Consider the following 24,411-nt stretch of genomic DNA (forward strand, 5'->3'; position numbering starts at 1 on the left):
GTGAAGCTCAATACCCAGGTGGTGCTCCGAGCACCAGTGAAGCTCAATACCCAGGTGGTGCTCCGAGCACCAGTGAAGATCAAACCCTAGGTGGTGCTCCGAGCACCAGTCACTGAGAAGCAAACTCTCGGACTTTTTGGAGTGCTTCGCTAAAAACTGAGCGCATTGAGTCAATGGTTTTGCTGGTAGCGCCTTTCCATACGATCAGAGGAATGCCTTGATCCAGCGCTTTACCATAGTCTTCTGAGTAATAGAGCTTTTCTTCAGCAACCCGACCAGGGAAGAGATCGTTCAGAACAACAAGGTTATTCAAAATGCGTTTACGGTTTCTGATGAACATGGTCGGGATTGCTAGAACAACAGGGGAGCGACGGTATGCCTTGGCAAATCGAACCATCCATTCATTCAGCCGCATAAGGGCGCGAAAAGAGAATTTATCCATCCGAACAGGGCAGATAACAAAGTCGCTAGCGACGATGGAGTTTTTTGTGAGTCGAGAAGCGGTAGGGGCATTGTCGAAAAGGATCACGTCATAGGCTGACGTATCAATACCGGGAATCTCTCCAGTCCTGGCTCGCTCCAGCCAGTCTGCATACCAGAAATCCATATTGTTCTCTGCGTCTAAAGCAACAACAAGATCCTCGAGGTACGCATCAGCTGGGATGAGGTGGGGGCCGTTCTCGCCGAATGGCTTTTTGATGACTTGCTCAAAAGACAATGGCTCGAATTGTCGACCTCTCAGCTCTGGGCTCAGAAGGTTCCCTAGGTTGCCCTCAACATAGCGCTCTGGAGGAATTCCCATCGATTCAAGGTCAGACCTTGCCAAATCTGGGTCATACCCCAGCTCACTCGACGAGTCGCCCTGGGGATCATTATCAATGATAAGAATCCGGAGCCCTTGCATCTGTAGGTAGATTGCTAGGTTGACCGTTACGGTCGTTTTTCCCGTTCCGCCCTTGGGAACGAAGGTTGATATCACAACCTGCCGTGGTAGCCCCTTTGCTTGACCTTTCGCTCTACGGATCGCTGCGATATCGAAAATATCACTCAGGGTATAAGCCCGAGTTGGGACAGTGCCGCGAGCAATGCGGCGAATTTCCAGCCCGTTTTCATCCTCAATGTCTTGAAGACGACGGGTAGTCAATCCAAAACAATCGGCTGCAAATTTAGGGGGGTAGAGGAGGGTGGAGAAATCCGTGAAATAGACGGATTCCTCTTCAAACTGCTCGCTTGGCTGCTGCATGACGATCCCTGCATTGTTGAATACAGGTGAATCATAATACGTTAAGTCGCTTTTTCAAGAAAAATCATGGTACAGGGTGGGTTTTGGCCTTTAAAACCGAACTGTAAACGGCTTTTTCCATCTCACAGTTCGGCTTTGATCAGGAATTTTGGAGACTAAACCCGAACTCATAATAGGTAAAGCGAGAGCCCATGTCAGCGGTCAGGCGTACTGTTTTTGGGCATCGGTGCGTGCGCGCTTAAAGACCGAGCTTATGTAGTTGACTGTGAATTGGGTGTCCATGGGATGCGATTCGACCACTACCTCGGTGGAGCCAGACAAGAATGTGATGTTCTCAAAACCGTGGCTGGACTCGTCTGTGCCAATTTGCAGCTGGCTTCTCAGCCCGCTTAGCACTTCCTCCAGGTGAAGTTTGTCAGCTTTTACCGTAGCGACATCCAGTACCCCTTCAGCGTTGAATGCCAGCTGAATGTCAGTGACACCCTCGAGGTTTACCTCCCATTCTGAGAGATTAAGCACCGGGCCACCGGTGTAGGATGTACCAATCTTGTCGATGATGGTGTAGTGCTGCTGGACGTCGACGATCGTCGTAACGCCTACAGTCAGGCTTACCGGCTCCGGCGCTATGACAGCCATGCTGAGCAGATAAGCTGCGACGCCCGCGAAAGCGGCAGTATTCATAGGGTTCCTCCAGGTCATATTCGGATGGGGTCATTTTCTCCTCGCCGACCTGGTGGGTGTGCTGCTTTCGAACCGAATTCTCGTCGGAAAAACAGCCATTGGATTCTGAGTCTGTTTTTTGCTTTTCAACCCTCAGAAAATTAGCTTCTCAGTTTTAAAAGCCTTTTAATTGTTTTTCTCTTGTTGTTCTCTTGTTTTTAGATTGCTGGAGCCCTTGTATTACGCGGCCTCCAGAGGATCATCGACTACACATTCCGGTATTGCGACTACACATTCCGGCTTTGCGACTATGGATTACGGCTGAAGCGACTACAGATTCCGGCTGTGACGACTACAGATTACGGCCGTTATACACAGGCCGGATGGAGGGCCTGGGCTGTGTCTAACGACTACAGATTCCGGCTGCCGGATGCTGCACGTAGCACGAGTTTGAGTTTTTATGGCTCGATTTCAAGCAATTTTGTGTTCTGAATTTGCCTGATTGGCGTTTCTTTGGATCGAAACCGCAATAACTCATTGTTTTTAAACGATAAATTAAATTAGCTGTCGATTATTTGACGATTTTCAGTGGTTCGCCCAATTCCTTGGCGGATTCGCCAATAAATAGTCTTTGAGCTACACCGCTGGACCTATCGACTACAGATTACGGCTGTTTTTATAGTCGTCAGCTCGATGCGACTACAGATTACGGCTGTGCGTGGACGAACATGACCAGGCAGTTTTGCAGCCGTATCTTCGGTATCGACTACAGATTGCGGCTGTGGATCAAAGGTCTCCCACTCTATCGACTACAGATTACGGCTGTGGATCGAGGGTGCTTCACGCTATCGACTACAGATTACGGCTGTCCTACGTGCCGGACGGACACCAATCGACTACAAATTACGGCTACTGCCTATCGACTACAGATTCGTCCATTGTCTTGCGATCGGATGGGGTGGTTGGCTGCAAGGCCCATTTTTACTAGGGTCTAGAGCCTAACCGACTCCTGGGTATCGACTACAGCGTAATCTCTCTGTAGGGTTCCGTTACTAATCGTGGGGCCAGACATGTCCAATTTACCTAAACCTGCCAAGCCGGAACCTAAGCCGCTCCGGGTTACGAAATCCAATACGCTGATTACCGCGTCATACCGGCTGACACTCAACGAGCAGCGGTTGATCCTCGCGGCTATCAGTAAACTCGACCCAAGAAGGCCCATGCCGAAAAAGGTGTCTGTCTCGGCCGCGGACTATTCGGATATCTACGGCGTCCAGCTCAGGCATGCATATGAGCAGATGAAAGTGGCTGCTGATGAGCTGTACGAGCGCGATATTAAGACCTTTGACGGGTCTGGCATGGAGCGGAAGCGTTGGGTCGATCGGGCCAAGTATTTGGATGGTGAAGGTCGCGTTGAGTTGTCGTTCACCATCCATGTCATGCCCTATCTCACGATGCTGTACAGCAAAGTGACTAGCTATGATCTTCGGCGGGTTGCCTGCCTGGACTCGAGCCATTCGTTCCGGCTGTTTGAGATGCTGATGCAGTTTCGGAAGACAGGATGGGCCTACATTGAGGTCGAATCCTTGCGGGTCGCCCTCGGATTGTCGGATGCCTATCAACGATTCAACAACCTCCGCCAGAGAGTCATAGATCCGGCAGTTGCGGAGCTGAAGAGTAAGAGCAACCTGGATGTAAGCTACGAGCTGAAGAGGGAAGGGCGGAAGGTGATCGCAATCAAATTCACCTTCTGTGACGTCGCACAGATCCCGCTTAATCTGGAACTCGACCCTGAAGATCTTCCCCCTCTTCCTGAGTTTGACCCCGGAGAAGATAGCGAATGGCTGGCCACTCAGCCGTTGGGTGAGTTGGCGGAAGCTCAGGAAGCTGGGCTGCTGTTCTCTGTTTCGGCAGAGGAAGAAGAGCAACCAGATTAGAATGCGTCGTCATCTGGCGGCCGTTTGTGCCTTTTCTAGCAATGCTCCCGGTGCCGTTCATTCCTGTCCAGGCATTCGAGTCGTCATTTGCCGTCCGTTTGGTGCCAATTCCATAGCAAAAACCCGCCTTGGTGGCGGGTTTTCTTGACCTGTCTTGGACAGGTGATGCTCAGTAATTGGGTACCAGCGTAAATAGGCTTCGCCGCCATTGGCATACATCCTCGACTGATGCTCGCCCTGCGGTTTTGAGCGCGTCGAAGACGCTCAAAGCAAACGACATTGCAGCCTGGTCATCTTCGTGAAGGTCGACAATCACAACAGGAAACTGGTCGCCGTCATCAGCCTCTGGTGTTGCTATGGCGACTGTCTGAATTCCCCAGGTGATGCCGTCATCGTAAGGTTCTACAACAAATCGCTTGAGCCGGCGAATCATGCCGTCACGAATCATCTGAATCAGATCGGTGCATACCGGCTCCGATTGGCACTGCTGGAAATGTTGGATGGCTGTCATAAGCTACGGCTCCCTTGATATGCATTCATGCTGCCAGCAGTCTCGTAAATCCCAAACGGAATTCCCCTGGCTTTGTTCGGCATCGCATTGGCGGCGAACCCTAGCATTATTTTTCCCCCTGGTTGGGCGTGCTCTTCCTCGCGGGTGGTGGCGGAAGATCAACAAAGGCTGGAGCGGCTACGCAAAATGCTGTTTGCATGCCAGAAACATCACCGTCCCAACACTCGCATTCGGCGTCCCAACCTTCAGGGTCAAAATTGAAGATCGTCCCGAGATCAACAGCCCCATCCAGGGTGGCGTATGCCCCGCTCAAGGTTCCGTTGATCAGTACCGCGTAGCAATCGTCGCCGATTTTCAATGCTTTCCCTGGATTGGCTTCAAGAAGACGCTGATAGGAAGCAAGGGTCTCGTCGTAAGTCATGGTTGCTGCTCTGATTCCGGGTGTGAGTAGACATTGCCACCGCTCCAGGAATACCCAAATCCTGTAGAGGGCAGAGCTGGCAGCCCCCGCTTGGGTTTGTGCGTGGCTATGCAACCATGTAGACATATCAGAACGGAGATCCAAGGCATGAACTTCACCCACGAACAGGGGCCAGCGATTAACTCGTTGGCCCGTATCGTCAAGCTGGTGGCTTTTGCTGGAACAGGGAAGACCACCACGCTTGTTGGCTATGCCAAGGCTAGACCTCAATGCCGTCTGCTCTACCTCTGCTACAACAAAAGCGTCGAGATTGCTGCCAAGCAAAAGTTTCCGCCGAACGTGACGTGCAAAACAGCCCATGGCTTGGCTTATGCGTCGATCGGATCGAAGTACAGACACAAGCTCACGAGCAATCTGCGCCTGACCGACATTGCAAGAGTTATCGGCTCACAGAACTGGGAGCTGGTGCGCAGCGTGCAAGAGACGTTGAACAATTATCTGGCCAGCGCGGATGACGATATCGAGCTTTGTCACTGCCCTGTAAGCAAGCTCAAGACGGATCGAATGAAGCGCGCCGCCGGCAGCATCGTCGAAGGAGCCAGGCAGCTTTGGTTGCAAATGTGCGACATTCATAACGAGGCAGCGAATATTACGCACGATGGGTACCTCAAGCTCTGGGCTCTCTCGAAACCAAACTTGCGGGACCGTTACGATATTGCGCTTGGAGATGAGGCACAGGACATCAATCCAGTGATTGCAGGTGTTCTTGCGCAGCAGGCGGCATACGGTATGGGTGTAGTCGTTTGTGGCGATGGCCATCAGATGCTCTACCGTTTCAGGGGGGCTGTAGACGCTCTCAATGCGACCTGGCTCGACAAAGCGGAAGTCCATTACCTCACTCAGTCGTTTCGGTTCGGGTCTGCCGTTGCGCACGTCGCCAACATGGTTCTCGCGTTCAAGGGTGAATCCCGCCAACTGGCTGGGCTTGGTGGCGAGACTCGTGTTTCAAAGGCGCTACCGGCTGACCTTGAACATCGCACCGTACTCTGTCGGACGGTGGTTGGAGTGATCGAGACGGCGCTGGCCAATGTAGAGACTGGTGCAAAGATCTACTGGGTTGGGGGGATCGAGGGTTACAACCTCCAGGATCTTGAAGACCTACATGCGCTATCGAAGGGGTGGCGTGACCGAGTGAAGGGGAAAAAACTCCTCCAGGAATATCCTGATTATGACCTCTACAAGCAGATTGCCGATGAAAGCCAAGACCCTGAGATGAACCGATCAATCAAGATCATCGAGCAGTACAGCGCGGATCTCCCGGAGTTGTTTGCCAAGCTGCGGCGCAATGCGGTCACTGATGAGCTTGAAGCCACCATCACCCTCAGCACCGCGCATCGCTCGAAAGGCTTGGAGTGGGATGCGGTGCAACTGGCTGAGGATTTCACCTTCGATCCGTTCAATCCGGACAACGAAAAGGAACCATGGATCGATGAGATGAACCTCCTATACGTCGCGTGTACGCGTGCTATGCATGTTCTGGCTGTCAACTCGACGATGTTGGAGATCATGAAAGAGTTCGTCGACCGGCGTGATGGTCGCAAGCCAAACACCCCAATGGTTTTCAGGACGAAACAGGCGGCTGCCGCGTAGTGCTCCTCGAGCATCTCATTGGGTTATCCGGTGCACACACTAGGATTGGATTTGACCATTAGATTACCGATGGACCGTAAATGAGTCGGAAAAAGCCAACCCAGCGGGATCTGGATCTGCTCGCGATGTCGAGCATTGCCAGCCAGCTACCTGTTCGTTTTGAGAATAAAACAGCCTGGCATGTGTTCGCCGGTGAGTGCCGCGGCTACAACCAAACGATCCCGGACGAGCATCTGAGAGGAGCTATCACCCGAACTGCCCAGTGGTGCTTCACGATTGAAGCAAGCGGCAATTGCCCTGAGTGCAGGAGCATCACCAGGTTCTTGTTGCGCCTTCATGATGATTTGACAGCTTCAGGCCAAATGAACGGGCTCTGGCAAACATGGAAACCGAAGCGAAAAGCAGGCTTCGCCTGGTTGCTTCGATTCTTAAAACTCACCCGCTAAACACAGGAGATATTCTCATGTCCATTTCCAGCCACCAGGCGGCTTTGCTTCAGCATCTGCGGGATCAGGGCTATGTAGTTTTGCTCGTTGAGCCGGGCGAAACTGAACACATCAGTCGAGACAGGTTGGAGAGCCGTTTGCGAGCCGACGCTGCGGATCACATTGAGGATCTGCTATCTCTGGAGGCAGTCCGAACTCGCTGAGCTGACACGTAGCAAAAAAGCCCGTTTCGAACGGGTTTTTTTATGAGCGGAATTTGTGATACTTGGTAATACCACCCCTTCATTCGCGAGATCGCTTTCGCACCCTCTGCGTTGCTCCTGGTTAACATGGAGCAGAGGGGGAGGAGGGCACATGGCATAGCCGTAGTGAAGGGGTGGTATTATGAGGAATCCTAGATGACTGACGCAATTGTTTCCGCTTACAAGCGTTTGGTCGAAACCGTTGGGGCTTTCAATGAGAAATGGCCCGCATTGGTTGTCGGCGGGATGATATGGCGCATCCCGCTCCTCTCTGAACAGAGGACGCCATCTCGAATCAACGTCCAGGTACTGACAGGAACTGACGCGATCAAGGCCGCCGTAGAGGCGTTACGCGAGTTTGAGCGCGATCTCGGCCAGGCTCCAGGTACCGTGCTGCGTTTGCCGGGGTACTTTCTCCTCTCCGGATCGATACTCGATGAGGGTAGGGCGGTGAATCGCTGCAAGAGCGCGCTGGTGGATGCGATCGAGGCTGAGCGCGTGTTTCGCAACGTCGCCGTCAGCCGCCGCTCCAACATCATGCGCCAGGCCCTGGGGAAAAATTTCTCTCTCAACCAGCTGAAGCGCGCAATCCAAGTTTTTGATGCGGCCCCAAGGCAGATCACATTCACCTGGGCCGGCCACACCTCAGGTAAAGAGCGAGTCACTGTTGGCCACGTCCGGGAAGTACTGCTTGCCGCGGCACATGAAAGATCCGTGGCCACCGGCGAGCCAGTGGAGAATAGCCCCCAGTGGATCGATCTACGCACCATCGCGAACATGGCTGAAACCGACCTTTTAGATGCGCCAAAGCCTATCGCTCCGCATCCACGGGCCATGCTGTGGTTTTCCGAGCGAAGCCGGTATGACGCAATGCTGCATGCCAACCTCCCATTCTTCGTACTCGATGGGCAGCCCGCTGCAAAAGTCGTTGGCCTCAAGGACTTCGATAGAGACTCGCGATCAGCAAAACGGCCTGACATAAAGCACCGGTTGCCGGCACTCCCTGGTGGGCGCTTTTTCGTATCCTCATCCACTGCGGAACCAATTACCCAAGAGCCCGGCGGGCCAGATGGCCCCGAGGTGCTTTCGACCTACCGAGAATCAATAAAAGACATCTCTGAGCGATAGTTTATCCATAAAAATCAATGGCTTAGAGTTCGCATAATAGGGATTATGTAAAATGCCAAGCTACCTAATAATTAGGATGCGAACATTATCCCTACATCCGCTGAGCTGTTCAAGCCACTTGCGGCCGGCCAGCCCCTCAAATCTGCGATTGCCACCTCGCGGATACTCACGATGGAAGTTGTCCGGGAGTCCCTGGCAAAGAACCTGGCAACAAAAGCGGCTCGGTGATTACTCATACCTTGGCCACGACGCCTGCCCAACCTGAGCCGGTAACGCCCCAGCAGGCCGCAAAAACGAAACAGCACCAGACAGTTGATTGATCATTGAGGTCGGCCGGGAGGTCTTTGTGATACACCCAGCCGTGCCTGCGATACCAGCTGCCTCACCTGACTCTTGCTGTAGCCACCGTACAACGTCCTGGGGGATGGAAAAGGTTCAGGCTTGCCCCAGCACTACAAAACCGCATATCCGCTCCGCACGGCCCTCTATCGGCAGTTTCCGGCCCGTTTAAAACCCGCAGCTTTGGCGTCCGCAGCGCTGGCAAACTCTACCCGGTTGCGCGTTCCGACCTTTCCATAACTCGGACAGCCCACTGGTAGGTGGTAAACATTACTAGTGCGGTTGCCAATCACCGGCGAGATCGAGCTGGAGGCGTATCCACCAGATACCTGGTGCTGAACTGGCTCACTCCGAATGGCCTGTGCCATCGTGTCGTCTCCCGTCACTCGCATCCCGAGACTCCAAGAACGCTCACCTGTTACGAATGGATTGCTGTGCCCCATTATTCGGGCAATCCGCCGGTCACGCTCCTGTTCCCACGCGGTCACCGGGTATTGACGATCCCAGGCCATCAGCAACTGCTGCTGTGCCTTGGACATCGACAGCCCGTAACGGGCGTGCATGTAGAAATAGATGCGGGCAACAGTGCCCTTTACCTGGTCGCGAGGTTCTGTCACCCGCTGCTGGAAATCTGTTCTGGTCGGGCAAGCGCCGTACTGCTTTGGCGTTGAGGGTAAAACGCCATAGCGAAAGTTGCTGCGATCAGCATTTACCTCTCCGACACTCACATCGAGGTTGTGCATGTCGGCTTCCATTTCCCGAAAAACCGCATCGGTATCAACGCAGTTTTTGCGCCCGCCGTTCTGCCAACATTTCCGCTGGCTACCGAAGGCGTATGCCGGCAAGACGTGTTCCCATTCGATGCGCTGGGCGCGGTTTTCTTGAGCGCGAGTCTCATAGCCACACGAAGCGAAGTCGATACGGCCGCCTGACCGCCCTACCCATTTCCACTGACACCCGCAATATAGATCGCCGTCAGTGCTCGTGTTGCGGTCGTAATAGACCTTCTCGCGCAGCTCAACCTTTGCGTCCTCGAACGTCAAGGGTCTTGCAGCAAGTGCGAAGTGAGAGATGGCCACCAGCCCGGCCGTCAGTAACACACTGATCCTTTTCACGGTACTGCCTCAATCTGAAATAGCTTTACCCGCCTAGAGCAAAAAATCCCTGGCCAAGCTTGGGTTGAGTGGTGATGGAGCGGTTATACGAGATTCGATCAAACATCATCGAGGGGGAGATAGAACGCAACCAGCGGCACGCACAGTCGAACGGCACCCCTCATGTGTAAGGTGGTAGGAGAATTTGCAATACGGTCTAGTAACCACGTCCAGGACTTCACGAGCCGCAGTTCAGAAGGCGTTGAACCTTCGAGCTCCTGCTTGAATTCAATGAACTTTGCCTGGCTGCGCTCGAAAATTACCGTCTGCCGGCAGATCTCCGCCAGGCCGCGGATATCTTGACTCTTCTCAATCAGCGCTGAGCGCATATCTGTATCGCTTCGATCCATTGTGGAAAGTAAATCGATCATCATGCGGTCGATCAGCCGAGACTCGTCGTGTTGATGGCCATCAGCGTTTCGCATAGCTCTCTCCTTTGATTTGTTCGGAAATCGGTTTTACCCGAGACTTCAAGAAATCCAAGCATGCGGGAGCGATCGGAGCTCAAGTCGCGCTTTCAGGCACATTTACCGTCTGATTAAGAGCTACTAGCAATTCAGGGATTGCCCTTGGGGAGGGTTTTCTTCGAAAAAACGCCAGGGCATTTTGATCGCGGAGCGACCTACCCTAGCTGCAGTTTTGCCGGTAAACGAGTTCGGTTTGGCTGTGACAGCCGGAGGGCTGTTCTAAGGCTGGCTCAACGTATCAACGCATAGCCGATCCGGATGAGCGCCCCTGAAGAAAAACTCACATCTTCGGGTGCTTGCCACCGCATCGAAGGCCAATAAGCCCGGCCGCAACGCTGAACTTATGGGTGCTGAATCGCCGGTTAGAACAACCTCGAATCGGGAGTGAAAAGTTCGACCTGAATGGTCGCGCTCTGGGCTTCCGGGTGCCGAGGGTTGAAGAGGTAGTTAACAGTGCTTGGAATTATCGCGCTTGGCACGGGCAGTAGCAGTGCGTTGCATTCATCCAAGAATTGGTTACCTATGCCTCTGGTGAGATCAGTGTCTGCTGACCAACCTGGCGGGAGTGTGGGCATCTGGACTTGTGACACAGAGTCAGGCACTTCGATGCGGAGAAGCTGCATCGTTGCCGGGAAGTCTTCCGGATCAATTTCCAGATGAACCAGCACCTCAAGCATCGCTCCCGGTGGGCTGGTCGCGGTGTAAACGACCGGTCTGCCAGCATGGTGCCAACGACCGCTAACGCGGAGACCTCCGGTACCGCTCAAGTCAGCATAAGAGCTGATTCGCCACAGAATCACAGAGCGAAGCCCTCCGCGATCTGCAGCAACATCTCTTCAACCTGGCTGGTTCCTTGCTGAGTTGTGAGCAGCTGCCTGGGCGTCAACCCAGAGAAGCGCTCCTTAGGCTTGGCCAGCCACCGATTCGCCTTATCAGCATCCCCAAAGATGGCCTCAGCCATCGCGGTGATGTGCGCCGATCGGAAGAACCGGTCACTTTCTTCGACAGTGAGGGGCTGATCGCGCTCTACCCGGTTTTTCAAGGTGCGCAGCGGGATAATCTGGTCTCGCTCCAGCGGAGTAACCACACCCTCTTCAGTTAGCCTCATCAACCGGGCCGCGGAAAAGCCATGGCTGATTCTGGTGTGAATCTCGAAATCGCTGGCAGACTCAGGGATCTCCAGCAATATTTGTAAGCGCGAACGGTAAGCTGAATACCCGTGGTCGCGTAGGACTTCAGCAAGCATGATGGCTCTCCTATCCGGCGTTTCCCGGCTAGTATGCGGGAAATGCCGGAGAATGCAAGTTTACCGTTTGGGTGGCCCGGCTGGCGGTCGCCAGCCGGTGGAGATGTGGCGGTCACTTTCAACCCATCCAGGATGATGCTTGAGGAGCGCCTTTGGTGGGTCGGTCTACTGGCTGCGTTGGCCAAACATGTCTGCTTGTTGGTTCGCTGGATCTGTTTTCGACGTGTTCAGCGGGTGGCCTAGCTGCCGGCGCACCTCGGCGAGCCACGCCTTGTAGGGAGTGTTTTTTCGTTCTCCCCACGGGTATGCCTCGGCCAGCGCCTTTCGCAGGCCCTGCTGATCGCTTCGCCCTACGCGGCGAATTACCTCCCCAACAATCGGTGCTGCTCGATCTGCCCAGGACATACCGATTTCCTCAATCTTGATTTCCTAGAATTTTTGTAGATCGCTCGACTGTACGGGCGAACACTTGATGCGAATCGCGGATCAACGAGCGCAGTTGCTCCGCAGATAACGAAGGCAGGTCATTCATGCCCTCGGCATGCTCGTGCTTGAAGTGCGCCATGAACTGGCCGAGCTGCTTGCCCGTCAGCCCGGTGATAGCAGTCACCACCGTACCATTGAAGCAGGCTCGAATCGCTTTGGCCTGGTTTAGCTTGGCCAGGCTGTATTCGTAGTCCCCACGCAGCGAAGGGAACGCAGCCATCACCTCCTGCAAGTACAGGGCCTTGTCTTCGTTCCAGTCAAAGTGGCGCAGCCCACGCTGGGCCCCGATCCATTGCAGGAAACCCATGTAGACAGGACGTTTCTTGTCTCGCACGCGGGCAGTGTGATTGCGGTGCTCCAGCGGATACAAATCCGGGTTGAAACGCTCGCCGCTGGCTACGAACTGGTAGATGTCATCCAGGCTATCGAAACCCTCCCGCCAACGTGCTGCGTCAAATCCCAGGAAAGATAGAGCTCGCTCGAAGTCGCGCGTGACCAGCAGCTCGTCATGCAGGTTCGTGGCGTCGCGCATTGGCAGCCAGAGGCCATTGTGCCCAAACTTCAGCCCCATCTTGTGAGCAACCCGCCCCACCAAGTTGCCCATGTCATTCCAACTGAAATAGCCCAGGCTGAATTCGAACTCCGCCGCCGGCGTGCTGATCAAGTCGAGTTGTAGGCACTGATCGTCACTCGGAAGTGGTAGGCCCACACTAAGGACGGGACCATTCTTCACCCACGGCAACTCCAACCCGTAGGTGTTGTTCAACGCTTCAACCACGGTTTGGGGTGGCATGGACTGGAAGACCCGGCTATCCACCAGCACATCTAGATCGCCGAAATCAGGCTTTAGGCGATATGCCGCGATGGGCTCAACCCGCGCTGCATTGCCAAGGTGGCCTGTGATCTGCGCGAAGCGCGCTTGAAAGTCATCCAGTATTTTCAAGGCTACATCACGCGAGCAGCGCGTTGATCCGAATGAGGCCAGAGCATTACCACCCATATCAGGGTTTCCTCAACTGTCGAGCTTTTGGCTCGGGTTTGAATTCTTCGCTGTATCCGCCAGGTCGTGCAGCGTGTGGCAATTTCCACAGGAGAGGTAAACGGCAGGGAACAGTTCACCCTCTATGTCTTGCCCTTGCGGGTCAATGCGGTATGACCACATATCGTTGCAGCCACAGTTGCCGCAGATGAGGTGGAGGCGAGTACGAGCCATGGAACATCCTTATCACTGAGGGGTTAGCGCCAGCGCCACAGCCTCACCATTGCACACTTTCAACCAGTGGTCGAAACCGGCAGGCTTATTGGCGTATTTGAGGCTTTCAGCTTCGCACGAGATTTAGAGAACCCAAGAACGCATGCTATCGACGAAGAAGCTCAGGACTTGGCCGGGAAAGGAGGGATATTTCTTCCTTTCGGATCATCCGCAGCATTCCACGACCACCACCCTGCCCCGCCGTACTCCCGATTGTACCAAGCCGTTTTGACGGCCTTCCGTTCCAGGTAGGCCGGTGTGCTCATGCCGAACACTTCCAGGGGGTAGTCCTTACCGGTGTCCAAAAGCCAGAAGTCAGGGAAAACTGCGCTTTCATCAGCGTCGTAGCGTAGAGGTTTATCGAAGCTGCGGCCGGCGGCGTGGAGCTTGGCCTCAATCACCCCTTCGTAATCTGAGTCGACAGGAATCCAACGCTCACTGACCTGCATCAGGGCCAGCTCAACGACATCTGCTTGCGCAAACGACTCGCCCTTCCGCGGCGTGACCTGAGCGATGGCGATAACTCGACTTCCGCGCTTCCAGGCGGAAAGTTCTCTCTCGAATCTGCGGGCGGCGGTTGCCCAGACTGCCGGGGGCAAATTCAGCATGGGCATCCCGAAGGGCCCTGCCAGAGGCAATCTGCTGATGTCTCCAGAATGGCGCTCAGGGTTGTAGCGTGCCAGCGGCGATATCGCGACGAGGCGCAGATCCCGCGTTATTGCAGACTTGGCGATTGCCTGATTGCGAACCGCTCCCTTGCTGTCCTTTTGAGCAGCCAGCAGCAGCACTTCGCTCAACTTCATTCTGCTTGCAGCGACACGTTCAGCGGCCTGTAGAAGCGCGTAGTTCACAATGCCACTATTGCGCTTGCCCTCCATTGCTGGATACCAGGTAGAGAGCCGGGACTCAGACCAAAGCAGGTGCAGAAGCCCAAGCAACGTCATAGCAGGCTTGCTCTTTCCAGGCGATTTTGCCACCGATGGGCTTTCGCTTTCCTCGGCTCGAGGAGCCTGGACTCGAATGCCTCGAGCCAGGCGCACGCGAATGCTGCCATCGTCGCCCTCCTCGACTACGCCAACTGCATACCCTTGCATGCCAGAGCGTTCCGGGGCCGGCGCGTAGTACCGGCACTCGTTTGAGTGCTCATGACCTGTACCGGCGAACCGCGCCAGGTGAAAGCCATCGCTATCTTCACGCCGCTTGATCGAGAGTTTGCGGGAGCCGCTGCTTGGGCACTGGCAAATTGCATGAGTGCCGTAGGCCTTCTCCAAAACGATTTTCCAGTTTTTTGCGTACTGCTGGTCGGTCTGGAACTCCGGCGAGTAACGTTTCCCAGAGATCAGTACCGGATATCGACGGTTGAGCATGATCTTTTCTCTCCTGATTCGGGTCAGGCAATAGCCCGTTGCCGGCGGGCATAGGCTGCTTCAGCACGGTTTGCTTCGATCTGTATATGCAGCTTGACCAGCAACTCATATCCAGACTTGGGGCTCATGAGAGCAATACCGAACAATTCGTCTGCTGGAATGCTCCCGCACTGCCCATGAAACCGGCCCTTTCGCTCAATCATGGAAAATATCCCTTCGAGGTATCCGGTCTCAACGGCCTCAGCAGAAAGGCTGGGGTTTTTCAGATCGAAAATCTCTCCGGTTGGCCACTCCAGCCCATCAAGTGGGGGGAGGTTTTCCAGCGCCCAGTAACCAGTACGCATGACTGCACGCGCTATCTCGTAATGTTCCTGGTCAGTCTGATACCAGCTATCGACGGAAAGGAGCTGGTGGCGCGCCTGGTCAAGGCATTCGAGCTGCTTGGCGCGTGTAGCGTGCTCATCATCAGGAAGGCTGTCAAAGCCATCAACCCATACAGGGATGATACGCAGCGCCTCCCAGCGCAGCAGGCATCGCATCAGGGACGAGCGGGTACCACTCATGACTACCTCGCCTGGTTCCAGCATCTGGTTGTGGCTGTTGTGCAGGCCGACGATGCAGTTTGCATGGAGCCAGCGGTTTCTCTGGATGAAGTCGTGGATCGCTTCAGGCTCGTGCTCAAGCGGATCTGCGCCGGCGGGGATGCTGAATGCCTTGGGCGAGAGAGTGACCATTTGTCGGTCAGCGGAGTACGCCCTCATTTTGCCGAGGGCGCAGAGACTGCGGATTTTCATGAGGGCGAATCCTCCTGGTGTATTCGATCAGGAGGCTATCGCGGGAGGAGGAGTAGGAGATTCGTTTTCAGGATGCTGGAGCGTCGGAATTACTCACGTTGTCTTGCGGGCGGTACTCGGGCAAACCGCAATCACCAAGCATCGCCGGGTTAGAGCGCAGTTTTTCCACCTCATCCAGCGCCATGGTCACGTTCATGAAGCCCAGCGCCTTAGCTTTTTCCCATACTTCGTCATACAGCTCGGCTTTGTAGCTCAGGCCAGAAATTACGCGCTCGGCGTCGGATTTGAACACCAGGGCATCATCGTTGACCGCATTCTCGAAGTTGATCCGATCGCTGCGGGTTTCGATGTAGGTCGTTTCTTCGTCGTAGCTCATCACTTCGATGGTGGCTACGACTTCAAGCTGCGGTTGGGTTTCGGTGGTTTGCTTACTCATTACGCTTCCCTTGATCAGTTGATGTGGCCAGCATCCCATGGGTTGAAAAACTCCCAACCACGGACGGCTGGTGGATGAGCCAGAACGCCACGTCAGGCTCAACTGAGCACGGTGATCAGCTCCGGAATTTCACCGGCTGTGTTCTGAGCTCGCGTACCACCACTGTTCCGGCGAGCTTGTCGTGCCAGCCCTGCTTACGGCGATCGAATGCCGCCCAGAAGAAGCCAAGCCCCAGCGGTAGAGTCGACACTACATAGCCGAGGTACCGGCCGATGCACTGTCGAACGCTTGCGGTGTTGCCGCTTTCAGCGTCGAGCACCCGCAATTTCAGCGCCATCTTCCCCGGCGTAGCCTGGAGACGACGCCACAGAACTACCGTCAGGATCGCTGGCAGGAAAAAGTTGATTGCTAAGTCCGCTGGACCTTGGATCAGTTTGTCGCTGATGAAATAGCCCGTGCCATAGATCATCAACAGGAGCGGCAGGGAAACCAAGGTGAAAAGGATGCCGTCAACAATGCACGCCCCTGTTCTCGCCCAGAAACCCGCGTATTCAAGTTGTTCGTTCTGCATGAAAATATTCCCTGTGATTGGTTGGCAAGCCACGTTGGCCTGGCCTGATGCTATCGGGCTGAGAACTAGGCGGGGCGCGTTTTCACGCTGGTTTTGTGCCTGAAATCGAGGTCGTCCAACAGCCTGTTGGACAAATACGGCCCGGCTATTGGAGTTGGGTTTTCTGGGGACGCATTCACCCTGAAGGCTATCCAGTTCAATCGAGTCATTTGCATGAGCCAGAAAAACTCCAAAGAGCCACTGACCTTCACCGCTCGCTTGGTGAACTCCCATCACGGTTTCCAGGATTTCGATATCGACGGGCATCCTGTGGTGCGGCGTGCCTGCGTTCCGAATTCGATCAAGAAGGGCGAGCACTTCAACGTCTATCACGGGGACAGCTCGAAGTCGGGCGCTGTACGGACAGGGACGCTTGGTGACTCCCTCCGCAAATTTGCGCTTATCTGAGGGGTGCCTATGTGTTTCCCTCGTAAACCAAGTCTTGGCCGGTACCGCGCGACCAGGGCTGATTGGAGTCGGTGCTACCGGCAAGCCCGCATTGCTGCTGGCCGCGGCTTAGCTCCCGACCCGAAGTCGTCTGGTATCGCCTGGAAGGCCCAGCTCATCGTCGCCTTTGAACGTCGAGGCCACGACCCTCTGGCGTATCCCGTCCAGTGTCGGCTCAATGCTCATCGGATCATCAATGAAATTCGAGCCGAAGAAATCTCCCTGGAATATCTGAAGGACTGACCTATGACCCTGTATTTCGAGTGGATCGGAAGTATCTGCGGCGTCCTCGGGGCGCTGATGATCTCGACCAATACCCGTGTGTCTCCGTGGGGATGGTGGCTATTCCTCGTGTCGAGCTTGAGCCTCTGCTGCTACGCCGTTCTCGCGCAGGCCTGGGGATTATTGCTGCTGAATGGTTGTTTCGTTGCTACGAACATTACCGGGTTGATCCGCTGGTGGTACCCCGCTGTGTCGGCCATGCGTTCAACTTGCCATGCAGGCGTCAAGGGGTAAGCCGCTTGCTCGACCTTCGGCAGAGTGCGTGCTTGACGGCTTGGGTTTTGCGGAATGCTCGGCATGCTGGGGGCATTCGTCACTGGGAGCCACCACATGCAACTATTCAACCCGATCCACAAGGCAGAGCTGATCTCTATCGTCGAAGAAGCGTCAGCAAAAGCAGCGAAGAATGCGGGTGTTGTCCAGGAGTTGGTTTTCCCGCACATCTACTTCGTTCTCAGCAAACGTCTCAGCGTAGTAGACGTGGCATCGGCTACTGCGGATGCCCAAGAATCTGCTCTATTGGCTGCTCTCACTGAGGCAAAAAAAGCGCTTCAGGACTGCGTGTCGGTGATGAGCAACGACCTGGGAGGCTTAAAGCTGATACAGCCTGAGCTTGAGGGGGCGCGCCAAGCCTTGGCGGCGGTTGAGGCGGTGTTTGTTGGTCAATGATTCTCTGTTTCTATGAAAAAAAGCCCGGCGTTGATCCGGGCTTTTTGCTACTTGAAACATGCACCACCAGCATCACGGGTTTCTCCGGGGCAGTCTTCGCTCATCGTTTGGGCAGTTACACCAACGGAGGGGGCGAGCCTTGAATAGCGGTTTTCAGCAAGTGATTTGCGTGCCAGTTATCGTTTACAAAGTTTCCATTCCGCCAGTCTGGCGAGTCTTCATCCATTGCTTCGCAGATATATGCCCAGCGCTCGACGAGCCTTTCCCATACCAGAGATACATCTCTCATTTGGGGTAGCAGAATAGTGAACTCAGGCACTTGTTCCAGGAGTAGTCGGCAACGCCTGAGGTCAGAAAGATCGTGAGGATAGTTGCCCTCCTCCAAACCAGGCATTCCTGTAAATCGCTGGAACATGCTTTCGCTACTGGCTCCCCGCTCACCTTCTTCTAGCCAAAGAATTGCTTTGTCCGACAAAGGAAAATCCCCTCGCAGCTCCTCGGTCAGCAGCTTGCTGGTTGCTCGTGTGTCTGGATCTGCTACTAGTTGTTCCAGGGCAGCAGGCGTGCCAAACACCGTGTTCGCCCCAAGACGTTTGGCCAGCAAAGGAGACATGACAGCGCCTTCCGCAGCCTTGGCCATAACAGCGCATAGTTCGGTGACGGGGATCATCCCGTAGATGATGGTGCAGCCATACTTCTCGGCGATTTCATACTTCATTGGGTGTAACTCCAGGTTCAGTGTTTGCGATTCTTACTCAGCACGGGATTCTCCCAAGAAAGCTGAGGATACCCATTGAGCCACGGCTAATAAGCAGAGCAAAAACACGGCCTTACGAAGCTCCCTCCGTTTCCCGCAGATGTTTCTGGCCAAGACTGCTCCCAGGATCGCGCCAGCTAGCATCCAAGCGCCGAAGGAGAGCCACTTCATTTGGAAGGCAGAAATAGCTGCTGAGGCGAATGCGGCAAGCATGGTTTCGGCTGAAGCCAGAGCCACCGGCGTGAGCGTGAGGATAAAAAAGTGAGCGGTCTTTTTCATTTCGATCAGGGCCGTGGGTTGCCCTACCAGGGAGTGATGCGCTTAACGTACCCCGAAAAAAGCCCCCTATTTTCAGTTTTCAGGCGCGATTAACGTCCGAAATAACCGGCGCGACTTGAAGCTTGGGTTTTCCCGAACATGGGTGAAGCTGAACTCATTGCAAACACGGAGTTTAGCCAAGTGAATCAGCAAGTAGCAGAAGTCCTCCCCCTCAGCCGTATCCGCCGCAACCCACAGATCGACCCGCGTAAAGGCCGGAAGAAGTCCGCGTATGAGCAACTGGTGCGTTCTATCAGTGCCAAGGGCATCATCCAGCCGATTCTGGTCAGGCCAGTAAGCGATGACCCGAACTACGACCATGAGGTGGTGGCTGGCAACCGGCGCTGGACGGCGGCCCACGATGCGGGCTTGATCGAGGTTCCGGCCCTGATCCGCGCTATGAGCGATCAGGAAGCGCGGTTGATCGCCGCACTGGAGAATCAGGTGCGGGCCGACCTGACGCCAATCGAAGAAGCCCAGTCTGCGGTAGTTTTGCTGGAGGACATGGCCAACGATCATTTGGCGGTGATGAAGGCCTTGGATTGGTCTAGAACCAAGCTCGACAGCCGCCTGCTACTCGCACATGCCTGTGACGCGGTGGCCGAAGCTCTGCTGGAGGAGCAAATCAAGATTGGCCATGCTGAATTGCTGTGCCGTCTCCCCGCCTCCGATCAAGCGGGCATTCTGTCGAAGATCGTCGAGAAGAATTATTCCGTCGAGCAGACCAGGGCGCGCCTGCTGGAGTTGACTCGGGACGTTTCGACTGCGCGCTTTGACACCACCGAATGCCGGAGCTGCATCTACAACTCGGGCGCGAATGCCGATTTGTTCGAGGCCAGCCTTGGGGCGTCTCGCTGCCAGAACTCTGTCTGCTGGAACCGGAAAACCGAGCAGCTAATTTCTGTTCGGTTGATCGAGGCGCAGGAGGAACACGCGGTGGTTCATAGCGAGCTTAATCTCGCCAAGGACTCATACGTGAAGCTTGTCGCACGGGGCGAGGATGGCGTGGGAGAGCAACAGGCAGCGGCGTGCGCTACCTGTGCAAGCTTCGGCGCAGTGGTAATGGTGTCGAGGGGGCGCGAAGGCGACGTGATCGGCGGTATGTGCTTCAACAAGCCTTGCCACAAGGAGAAAACCGCCGCCTACAAAACCGCCCTGGCCACCCTAACGAACACAGCGCCAGCCACCATTGCGGAGGGTACTGTTGGAGCAGCCCCGGCCAAGCCGAAGGCTGCAAGCGCCAAGCCCACCCAGGTGAAGAAGTCGCTACGCCGTGAAGCCTTCGACCTTTACGCCCGTATGAGCAAGCAAGTCGTGCTCAATGACCGCTCGCTCGCGCTGGCAGTTGCCATCGTCAGCATGTATTTCGAGATGCGCAGCGACCTCAAGAGCGAGCTGCGGGCACAGATGGAAAAGGCTATGGGTGTCACAAGCGCCCTGATGACCACGGCTCGCGCCGATGCCGAGATTCGGCTTGCGCAACTCGGGGAGGAAAAGCTCCTCACGTTCATGGGCAGCATGGCTGCCGCCTCGCTATTCCGAACGGATAGCGCTGACGCATTCGAGAAATCCGTGTCGGGTGCTCAGTCACTCAAGTTCATGGAGTACGCCAACGTCGATCCGGCCAAAGGATTCGTGATGAACGAGAGCTACCTCAAGGCTCAGGTTAAGGCGGGCATCATCGAAGATTGCAAGCGTTCGGGCTTTGCCGCCGCCTACAACGAGGCGAAGGGCGAAAAGACTTTTGAAGGGCTGATTACCGGCAAGGCAAGCGCTCTTATCGACGCCATCCTGGCTTTCAAAGAGTTCAGCTGGTTGGGTTATTTGCCGCCTGCGTTACAACTATCGGCACAGGGTGGGAAGAACCCCGCTCCCCAGCAATCCGAATCAATCCAAGCCTGACAGGGAACATCATCATGCAATCCACGTTTTTTTCCGTAATGGCTGCTGCATTGGCGGGCACCCAACACCGCGTCAACGTGGCAATCGAAACCGCCTCCGCCGATGCGCTGAAAGTGATGATTACCGCTGACCTCGGCCCTACACCTGAGAAGGCCTCCGAGCACGAAGTGCAGCTTCGCGCCGCCATGTGTCGCCCACTGATCCTGGTAGGGAGTGCTGTTGAAATCGAGCAGGCGCTGATGAAGCGCCTGACACAGCACGTCCAGGCGCTGAATGAGGGGGTGAGCCTGCTGGATGACATCCGCTCGATTGGCGCGACTGTGCAGGCGAAAGCCGCCACGCCAGCTACCGAGCAGCCTGTTGCGTCCGACCTCGATGCCGATGCCGATGCCGATGCCGAGGATGGCGACGCTGCGCAGGTAGGTGGCGGTTCTGGCGTGGACAGCGGCTCAGGCGAACCCAATCTGAACCTCGCGGCCTCTTTCTAGGAATTGCACTCATGGCACTCGTTGAAATCTCTCTTGCCCGCGTTTTTCGTTACGCCGGTCGTGACCTCCCCGACCCGCAGCCCGAAATGTCCGTGACTGACGTGCTGAAACACTATGCCCGTCAGTTCCCAAAGCTCAACGGAGCGAAAATTATCGACCCCATTGTGGAGAATGACAGCTATGTCTACGAGTTCCGAGACGGCGGATTCGGCGCAAAAGGTTGATCCGCTTGAAGTCCTGAAAGCGTGGGAACGTGGCGAACTGGATCGCCACCTCCCGTCCGGTACCGAACCTGATTGTTTAGACCACCAGCAGAGACAAAGGCTATGGAAGTTGCTCTCCTCCCCCGCCAATCCCGGCACTATCGACTTCCAAATGCCGCGCTGACACCTCTTAGCTTGCCGAACGTTGGGTCTGTGATGCGTGAAGCACAGGCCCAACTGTTCAGCCGAGACTATGCAGGGGTGGTCGACCACCAAGCTCATAGCATGCTGTGCCGGGAGGCGCTGCAAGCTGGTCTGGTTGCCGATAGCGCCATCGAATGGCTTCGGCAGTACCCAAATAGCTACGGGCTGCATCGCCTTACGGGCGAGGTAGTACAGCGTCTTGGTGCGTCCTTTACCATCAGCGATGAAGGACTTTTTCCACAGCGCACCAGCCTGCTGAATCGGCTGAATACCCCATACGTCGATCCATTTGAGACGGCATCCTATGCAATAGCCGCTGTAGAGGCTGGGCTGGTCGGACTTGATGCGCTCGCCCCCCACATCGAGGCAGGCCCTGATGGGGCAGGCCGGATAATGGCGGAGCTGGAGCGCTCGTTGATTGGCCGGGTCAAGCTGCCAAAATCCGTTGAGGACGCCTACTCCTTCGGAATCCAGGACGGTCATTTCATTCTGGAATCGAACTGCTTCGCTACCTTCACCATTCAAGCGCCAGCGAGCTTGGAACTGCGGGTGCTTCTTTTCAAAACTCTCGACGCGATGACACGCCATCTGCTGCCGTTCCATACGCCAATGACCTTCCTCGGGCCGCACAGCTATCTGAATCACGGACTTTCGGACGCTTACGAGGAGTTTGCACCGCGCTTGGCCACGTGCTCCAGAGAGGAACTTTGCGCCTTCCTGTTGGACGATTCGGTCGAGCATGAGGACTACATCGCTGAATATCTCTACTGCCACGGCCAAGACGAGGATTCTGTAAACAGCTTGCTTGACGCCATCTATGAGATGGATGAACTCAAACAGATAGCTGGAGCCACCCTTGGCCAGGGAGATCGGTGCGAAATCGAGGAGCTGTCCGATCAGGCGCGGCAAATCTGTGAGCGTGATGATTCACACGCTCCGTTGACTCAAGTGCTGGAGGAAGCCTTGCAGCACTGCCTGGAGCATGAGGCCAGCGGATCGCTCAAAGAGTTCAACCCCCATGATTTCCCAGGCACAGCCGGTGATGGGGTTTCTCTTTTCGAGAGCATTCTGGTTTGTCTGACTAGGGATTTTCCAAATCTAGAGCAGAGTAGCTATGACGGTTTTGACGGCATCGTCAGCGGCTCTGGCTTCCCAGCCATCGGGTTACCGCTGAGTTCTGATCAATTGCCAACCGTCACCCTGCCAGTTCTAGACATGCTATCGCTGACCCTAGGTCTGTTGCAGCGAATCGCCGACGCTTTAGAGGAATGCGGTAATGCTAAGTGAAAATGTTTCGAGCAAGGCCATGCTGATACACCACCACTGCCAGACAGGCGTGGTCACTGTGACCAGTCACAGCGTCATTGCGCTGGAAGATGGTAAGGCAGGCTTCACCCTGGGCGCTGGGAGGGCTTTCAGCCCCTACGATAAATCCGAATTGGCTGCTCTGCTGTTGAATGAGGATGCCGGAGCAGAATTTCTCCCCGAGAGCTATCTGTTCAGCTCACGCACCGTCTTGGCGTGGTACCGCCGCCCTGGTCTGCACGATATTCCAATCCTTGGCGAGCGCATACGCGCTCCCCTGCCGGGCTTGATCTTCATCGCTGCGGCCAACCAATCCTTCCGTTGCTTTGCGTTCAAGGGCAACCAGCGTCCGACCCCGGAGACAGAACTTTTCTACGCCCCGTTGGGGAACGTGTACCAGGGAGGAACTTTCTGCACTGGCAGCGGCAATGTTCCCCGCGATGTTCGACGAGAGAACATCCCGGCCTGGGAGAACTTCGTGCTGGAGAGCGAAAACACCCACAGCGGCACGGTTGAGCCGGTGGCGGGTTGCCGCTCGTTTGAGGCCTTGAAGGAGTTCTATCGAGCACTGAGCGAGAAAGGATCGAAGCGGTTCCCAGCTTCAAAACTGGTTTCAGCCGGGTCATACAGTGGCCCGCTAACGCTAGCGCAAGCTATCAAAGGAGGTGCGCGATGAGCGTTCATCCGATCACAGCTCACCAATCGCCGATCTACAAGACGCCAGCCTCGTGGGTTGAGCGCGCACCACGCATTGTGGTTATCGGGGCCGGTGGCAATGGCAGTGAGGTGGTTGATGCGCTGGCCAGTTTCCACCATGCGCTTCGCTCCCTCGGCCATCCAGAGGGGCTGGAGGTCACTGTCATTGACGATGCCATCGTGCGCGAGCCGAACCTTGTACGTCAGCGTTTCTGGCCGTGCGACTTGGGCCAATTCAAAGCAATCAGTTTGGTGAATCGTTACAATCTCATGCTGGGTACGTCCTGGGAGGCCCTGCCCTTCCGATTTCCAAGCCAAGAGACCATAGAGGCGATGCGCGCCGCCGACTTGATCATTTCCGCTGTTGACCTTTCTTCGGCCCGCCGCGCAATCGCCAGCAGCGCGCTGATATCCCGACACTGCATGTGGCTTGACCTCGGCAACGAGGCCCGCCATGGACAGGTTGTGTTCGGCGCTGCGCATTCAAACAAGAGGGGCATCTACCCCAACGTGATGGACGCTTACCCTGAAATCGAAACGCTTGAAGATGACAACAAAAAATCCTGCTCAGTTGCGGAAGCCATTCGTTCGCAGGACTGCTTGGTCAACCGGGCAGTTACAACTGCCGGAATGAGCATTGTGTGGGAGTTGCTGCGCACGGGGGAAACCGATAAGCACTGGATCACCGTGGATCTGGCGTCAGGCTCTCAAAACACTTTTCCGTTCCCACCTGTTCCGCAATCCGCCTAAC

Annotated in this window: 29 protein-coding genes; 14 read left to right on the top strand and 15 right to left on the bottom strand. The window is 55.4% G+C overall.

Features of this window, described 5'->3' with window-relative positions; translation table 11 throughout:
• Window positions 1–109: 109 nt before the first annotated feature.
• Both J3P90_RS26680 and J3P90_RS26685 read right to left on the bottom strand, forming a co-directional pair.
• Complete coding sequence (locus tag J3P90_RS26680; RefSeq protein ID WP_016974331.1) at window positions 110–1,243, bottom strand: ParA family protein; 1,134 nt, start codon at window positions 1,241–1,243, stop codon at window positions 110–112.
• 201 nt (window positions 1,244–1,444) lie between these two features.
• Complete coding sequence (locus tag J3P90_RS26685; RefSeq protein WP_434676626.1) at window positions 1,445–1,924, bottom strand: hypothetical protein; 480 nt, start codon at window positions 1,922–1,924, stop codon at window positions 1,445–1,447.
• 1,049 nt (window positions 1,925–2,973) lie between these two features.
• On the opposite strand from J3P90_RS26685, the gene J3P90_RS26690 reads away from it, so the two are divergent.
• Complete coding sequence (locus J3P90_RS26690) at window positions 2,974–3,840, top strand: replication initiation protein (RefSeq protein WP_434676627.1); 867 nt, start codon at window positions 2,974–2,976, stop codon at window positions 3,838–3,840.
• Between the two features lie 169 nt (window positions 3,841–4,009).
• On the opposite strand, the gene J3P90_RS26695 is transcribed toward J3P90_RS26690, so the two are convergent.
• Window positions 4,010–4,351, bottom strand: coding sequence for a hypothetical protein (locus J3P90_RS26695; RefSeq protein WP_122810519.1), 342 nt, complete (start codon window positions 4,349–4,351; stop codon window positions 4,010–4,012).
• Window positions 4,352–4,457: 106 nt separating this feature from the next.
• On the bottom strand, window positions 4,458–4,772 hold the full coding sequence (locus J3P90_RS26700; protein WP_434676628.1) for a hypothetical protein: 315 nt from the start codon (window positions 4,770–4,772) through the stop codon (window positions 4,458–4,460).
• A gap of 147 nt (window positions 4,773–4,919) precedes the next feature.
• Between J3P90_RS26700 and J3P90_RS26705 the strand changes: the two genes are divergently transcribed.
• From J3P90_RS26705 to J3P90_RS26720, 4 genes are all read left to right on the top strand, one after another.
• Window positions 4,920–6,422, top strand: coding sequence for a 3'-5' exonuclease (locus J3P90_RS26705; protein ID WP_434676629.1), 1,503 nt, complete (start codon window positions 4,920–4,922; stop codon window positions 6,420–6,422).
• Between the two features lie 80 nt (window positions 6,423–6,502).
• Window positions 6,503–6,868, top strand: coding sequence for a hypothetical protein (locus tag J3P90_RS26710; protein ID WP_434676630.1), 366 nt, complete (start codon window positions 6,503–6,505; stop codon window positions 6,866–6,868).
• A 17-nt stretch (window positions 6,869–6,885) separates the two neighbouring features.
• Window positions 6,886–7,071, top strand: coding sequence for a hypothetical protein (locus tag J3P90_RS26715; RefSeq protein WP_434676631.1), 186 nt, complete (start codon window positions 6,886–6,888; stop codon window positions 7,069–7,071).
• 195 nt (window positions 7,072–7,266) lie between these two features.
• A complete protein-coding gene (locus J3P90_RS26720; RefSeq protein WP_434676632.1) occupies window positions 7,267–8,238 on the top strand; it encodes a DNA replication terminus site-binding protein in 972 nt (323 codons plus the stop codon).
• Between the two features lie 485 nt (window positions 8,239–8,723).
• Here J3P90_RS26720 and J3P90_RS26725 read toward each other — a convergent pair whose 3' ends face one another.
• The 9 genes from J3P90_RS26725 to J3P90_RS26765 all read right to left on the bottom strand — a co-directional run bounded on the left by J3P90_RS26725 (window position 8,724) and on the right by J3P90_RS26765 (window position 16,350).
• Window positions 8,724–9,692 (bottom strand): endonuclease, encoded by a 969-nt coding sequence (locus tag J3P90_RS26725; protein ID WP_434676633.1) that lies wholly within the window; start codon window positions 9,690–9,692, stop codon window positions 8,724–8,726.
• A 98-nt stretch (window positions 9,693–9,790) separates the two neighbouring features.
• Window positions 9,791–10,156: a hypothetical protein gene (locus J3P90_RS26730; RefSeq protein ID WP_434676634.1), complete on the bottom strand. Its 366-nt coding sequence runs from the start codon at window positions 10,154–10,156 to the stop codon at window positions 9,791–9,793.
• Between the two features lie 404 nt (window positions 10,157–10,560).
• Window positions 10,561–10,998: an RES family NAD+ phosphorylase gene (locus J3P90_RS26735; RefSeq protein WP_432780649.1), complete on the bottom strand. Its 438-nt coding sequence runs from the start codon at window positions 10,996–10,998 to the stop codon at window positions 10,561–10,563.
• A complete protein-coding gene (locus J3P90_RS26740) occupies window positions 10,995–11,444 on the bottom strand; it encodes an antitoxin Xre/MbcA/ParS toxin-binding domain-containing protein (RefSeq protein WP_432780651.1) in 450 nt (149 codons plus the stop codon). Before J3P90_RS26740 ends, J3P90_RS26735 begins: the two co-directional genes overlap by 4 nt.
• A 415-nt stretch (window positions 11,445–11,859) precedes the next feature.
• Window positions 11,860–12,930 (bottom strand): hypothetical protein, encoded by a 1,071-nt coding sequence (locus tag J3P90_RS26745; RefSeq protein WP_434676635.1) that lies wholly within the window; start codon window positions 12,928–12,930, stop codon window positions 11,860–11,862.
• A gap of 374 nt (window positions 12,931–13,304) precedes the next feature.
• On the bottom strand, window positions 13,305–14,549 hold the full coding sequence (locus tag J3P90_RS26750) for a DUF1173 family protein (RefSeq protein ID WP_434676636.1): 1,245 nt from the start codon (window positions 14,547–14,549) through the stop codon (window positions 13,305–13,307).
• 23 nt (window positions 14,550–14,572) lie between these two features.
• A complete protein-coding gene (locus tag J3P90_RS26755) occupies window positions 14,573–15,343 on the bottom strand; it encodes a hypothetical protein (RefSeq protein WP_434676637.1) in 771 nt (256 codons plus the stop codon).
• A 67-nt stretch (window positions 15,344–15,410) separates the two neighbouring features.
• The gene (locus J3P90_RS26760; protein ID WP_434676638.1) at window positions 15,411–15,779 is read right to left on the bottom strand and encodes a hypothetical protein; all 369 of its coding nucleotides are present in this window, start codon (window positions 15,777–15,779) and stop codon (window positions 15,411–15,413) included.
• A 115-nt stretch (window positions 15,780–15,894) separates the two neighbouring features.
• A complete protein-coding gene (locus J3P90_RS26765) occupies window positions 15,895–16,350 on the bottom strand; it encodes an RDD family protein (protein ID WP_434676639.1) in 456 nt (151 codons plus the stop codon).
• Between the two features lie 213 nt (window positions 16,351–16,563).
• Here J3P90_RS26765 and J3P90_RS26770 point away from each other — a divergent pair, with 213 nt between their 5' ends.
• The 3 genes from J3P90_RS26770 to J3P90_RS26780 all read left to right on the top strand — a co-directional run bounded on the left by J3P90_RS26770 (window position 16,564) and on the right by J3P90_RS26780 (window position 17,787).
• A complete protein-coding gene (locus J3P90_RS26770) occupies window positions 16,564–16,797 on the top strand; it encodes a hypothetical protein (protein ID WP_434676640.1) in 234 nt (77 codons plus the stop codon).
• Between the two features lie 285 nt (window positions 16,798–17,082).
• Window positions 17,083–17,352 carry a nicotinamide mononucleotide transporter gene (locus tag J3P90_RS26775; protein WP_434676641.1) on the top strand — a complete coding sequence of 90 codons (270 nt, stop codon included), beginning with the start codon at window positions 17,083–17,085 and terminating at the stop codon, window positions 17,350–17,352.
• A gap of 96 nt (window positions 17,353–17,448) precedes the next feature.
• A complete protein-coding gene (locus tag J3P90_RS26780; protein ID WP_434676642.1) occupies window positions 17,449–17,787 on the top strand; it encodes a hypothetical protein in 339 nt (112 codons plus the stop codon).
• Window positions 17,788–17,902: 115 nt separating this feature from the next.
• On the opposite strand, the gene J3P90_RS26785 is transcribed toward J3P90_RS26780, so the two are convergent.
• The gene (locus J3P90_RS26785; RefSeq protein ID WP_434676643.1) at window positions 17,903–18,505 is read right to left on the bottom strand and encodes a hypothetical protein; all 603 of its coding nucleotides are present in this window, start codon (window positions 18,503–18,505) and stop codon (window positions 17,903–17,905) included.
• 33 nt (window positions 18,506–18,538) lie between these two features.
• Entirely contained in the window at window positions 18,539–18,823 is a 285-nt protein-coding gene (locus J3P90_RS26790) for a hypothetical protein (protein WP_434676644.1), read from the bottom strand.
• A 180-nt stretch (window positions 18,824–19,003) separates the two neighbouring features.
• Between J3P90_RS26790 and J3P90_RS26795 the strand changes: the two genes are divergently transcribed.
• The 6 genes from J3P90_RS26795 (at window position 19,004) to J3P90_RS26820 (ending at window position 24,410) form a co-directional block, all read left to right on the top strand.
• Window positions 19,004–20,764 (top strand): PRTRC system ParB family protein, encoded by a 1,761-nt coding sequence (locus tag J3P90_RS26795; RefSeq protein WP_434676645.1) that lies wholly within the window; start codon window positions 19,004–19,006, stop codon window positions 20,762–20,764.
• 14 nt (window positions 20,765–20,778) lie between these two features.
• The gene (locus J3P90_RS26800) at window positions 20,779–21,252 is read left to right on the top strand and encodes a hypothetical protein (RefSeq protein ID WP_434676646.1); all 474 of its coding nucleotides are present in this window, start codon (window positions 20,779–20,781) and stop codon (window positions 21,250–21,252) included.
• 11 nt (window positions 21,253–21,263) lie between these two features.
• Window positions 21,264–21,476 (top strand): PRTRC system protein C, encoded by a 213-nt coding sequence (locus J3P90_RS26805; RefSeq protein ID WP_011600742.1) that lies wholly within the window; start codon window positions 21,264–21,266, stop codon window positions 21,474–21,476.
• A 195-nt stretch (window positions 21,477–21,671) separates the two neighbouring features.
• Window positions 21,672–22,946, top strand: coding sequence for a hypothetical protein (locus J3P90_RS26810; RefSeq protein ID WP_434676647.1), 1,275 nt, complete (start codon window positions 21,672–21,674; stop codon window positions 22,944–22,946).
• Window positions 22,936–23,640, top strand: a complete 705-nt coding sequence (locus tag J3P90_RS26815) for a hypothetical protein (protein WP_047882946.1) — start codon at window positions 22,936–22,938, stop codon at window positions 23,638–23,640. Before J3P90_RS26810 ends, J3P90_RS26815 begins: the two co-directional genes overlap by 11 nt.
• Complete coding sequence (locus tag J3P90_RS26820) at window positions 23,637–24,410, top strand: PRTRC system ThiF family protein (protein WP_434676648.1); 774 nt, start codon at window positions 23,637–23,639, stop codon at window positions 24,408–24,410. The genes J3P90_RS26815 and J3P90_RS26820 overlap by 4 nt, the downstream gene beginning before the upstream one ends.
• The last annotated feature ends 1 nt before the right edge of the window (window position 24,411 follow it).

Source organism: Pseudomonas sp. D3-10, from assembly GCF_051132175.1.
GTDB lineage: Bacteria > Pseudomonadota > Gammaproteobacteria > Pseudomonadales > Pseudomonadaceae > Aquipseudomonas.

Bases quoted from the DNA above. Each gene is read 5' to 3' on its own strand.
- J3P90_RS26680 (WP_016974331.1), bottom strand. From the start codon at position 1,243: ATGCAGCAGCCAAGCGAGCAGTTTGAAGAGGAATCCGTCTATTTCACG.
- J3P90_RS26685 (WP_434676626.1), bottom strand. From the start codon at position 1,924: ATGAATACTGCCGCTTTCGCGGGCGTCGCAGCTTATCTGCTCAGCATG.
- J3P90_RS26690 (WP_434676627.1), top strand. From the start codon at position 2,974: ATGTCCAATTTACCTAAACCTGCCAAGCCGGAACCTAAGCCGCTCCGG.
- J3P90_RS26695 (WP_122810519.1), bottom strand. From the start codon at position 4,351: ATGACAGCCATCCAACATTTCCAGCAGTGCCAATCGGAGCCGGTATGC.
- J3P90_RS26700 (WP_434676628.1), bottom strand. From the start codon at position 4,772: ATGACTTACGACGAGACCCTTGCTTCCTATCAGCGTCTTCTTGAAGCC.
- J3P90_RS26705 (WP_434676629.1), top strand. From the start codon at position 4,920: ATGAACTTCACCCACGAACAGGGGCCAGCGATTAACTCGTTGGCCCGT.
- J3P90_RS26710 (WP_434676630.1), top strand. From the start codon at position 6,503: ATGAGTCGGAAAAAGCCAACCCAGCGGGATCTGGATCTGCTCGCGATG.
- J3P90_RS26715 (WP_434676631.1), top strand. From the start codon at position 6,886: ATGTCCATTTCCAGCCACCAGGCGGCTTTGCTTCAGCATCTGCGGGAT.
- J3P90_RS26720 (WP_434676632.1), top strand. From the start codon at position 7,267: ATGACTGACGCAATTGTTTCCGCTTACAAGCGTTTGGTCGAAACCGTT.
- J3P90_RS26730 (WP_434676634.1), bottom strand. From the start codon at position 10,156: ATGCGAAACGCTGATGGCCATCAACACGACGAGTCTCGGCTGATCGAC.
- J3P90_RS26740 (WP_432780651.1), bottom strand. From the start codon at position 11,444: ATGCTTGCTGAAGTCCTACGCGACCACGGGTATTCAGCTTACCGTTCG.
- J3P90_RS26745 (WP_434676635.1), bottom strand. From the start codon at position 12,930: ATGGGTGGTAATGCTCTGGCCTCATTCGGATCAACGCGCTGCTCGCGT.
- J3P90_RS26750 (WP_434676636.1), bottom strand. From the start codon at position 14,549: ATGCTCAACCGTCGATATCCGGTACTGATCTCTGGGAAACGTTACTCG.
- J3P90_RS26755 (WP_434676637.1), bottom strand. From the start codon at position 15,343: ATGAAAATCCGCAGTCTCTGCGCCCTCGGCAAAATGAGGGCGTACTCC.
- J3P90_RS26760 (WP_434676638.1), bottom strand. From the start codon at position 15,779: ATGAGTAAGCAAACCACCGAAACCCAACCGCAGCTTGAAGTCGTAGCC.
- J3P90_RS26765 (WP_434676639.1), bottom strand. From the start codon at position 16,350: ATGCAGAACGAACAACTTGAATACGCGGGTTTCTGGGCGAGAACAGGG.
- J3P90_RS26770 (WP_434676640.1), top strand. From the start codon at position 16,564: ATGAGCCAGAAAAACTCCAAAGAGCCACTGACCTTCACCGCTCGCTTG.
- J3P90_RS26775 (WP_434676641.1), top strand. From the start codon at position 17,083: ATGACCCTGTATTTCGAGTGGATCGGAAGTATCTGCGGCGTCCTCGGG.
- J3P90_RS26780 (WP_434676642.1), top strand. From the start codon at position 17,449: ATGCAACTATTCAACCCGATCCACAAGGCAGAGCTGATCTCTATCGTC.
- J3P90_RS26785 (WP_434676643.1), bottom strand. From the start codon at position 18,505: ATGAAGTATGAAATCGCCGAGAAGTATGGCTGCACCATCATCTACGGG.
- J3P90_RS26790 (WP_434676644.1), bottom strand. From the start codon at position 18,823: ATGAAAAAGACCGCTCACTTTTTTATCCTCACGCTCACGCCGGTGGCT.
- J3P90_RS26800 (WP_434676646.1), top strand. From the start codon at position 20,779: ATGCAATCCACGTTTTTTTCCGTAATGGCTGCTGCATTGGCGGGCACC.
- J3P90_RS26805 (WP_011600742.1), top strand. From the start codon at position 21,264: ATGGCACTCGTTGAAATCTCTCTTGCCCGCGTTTTTCGTTACGCCGGT.
- J3P90_RS26810 (WP_434676647.1), top strand. From the start codon at position 21,672: ATGCGTGAAGCACAGGCCCAACTGTTCAGCCGAGACTATGCAGGGGTG.
- J3P90_RS26815 (WP_047882946.1), top strand. From the start codon at position 22,936: ATGCTAAGTGAAAATGTTTCGAGCAAGGCCATGCTGATACACCACCAC.
- J3P90_RS26820 (WP_434676648.1), top strand. From the start codon at position 23,637: ATGAGCGTTCATCCGATCACAGCTCACCAATCGCCGATCTACAAGACG.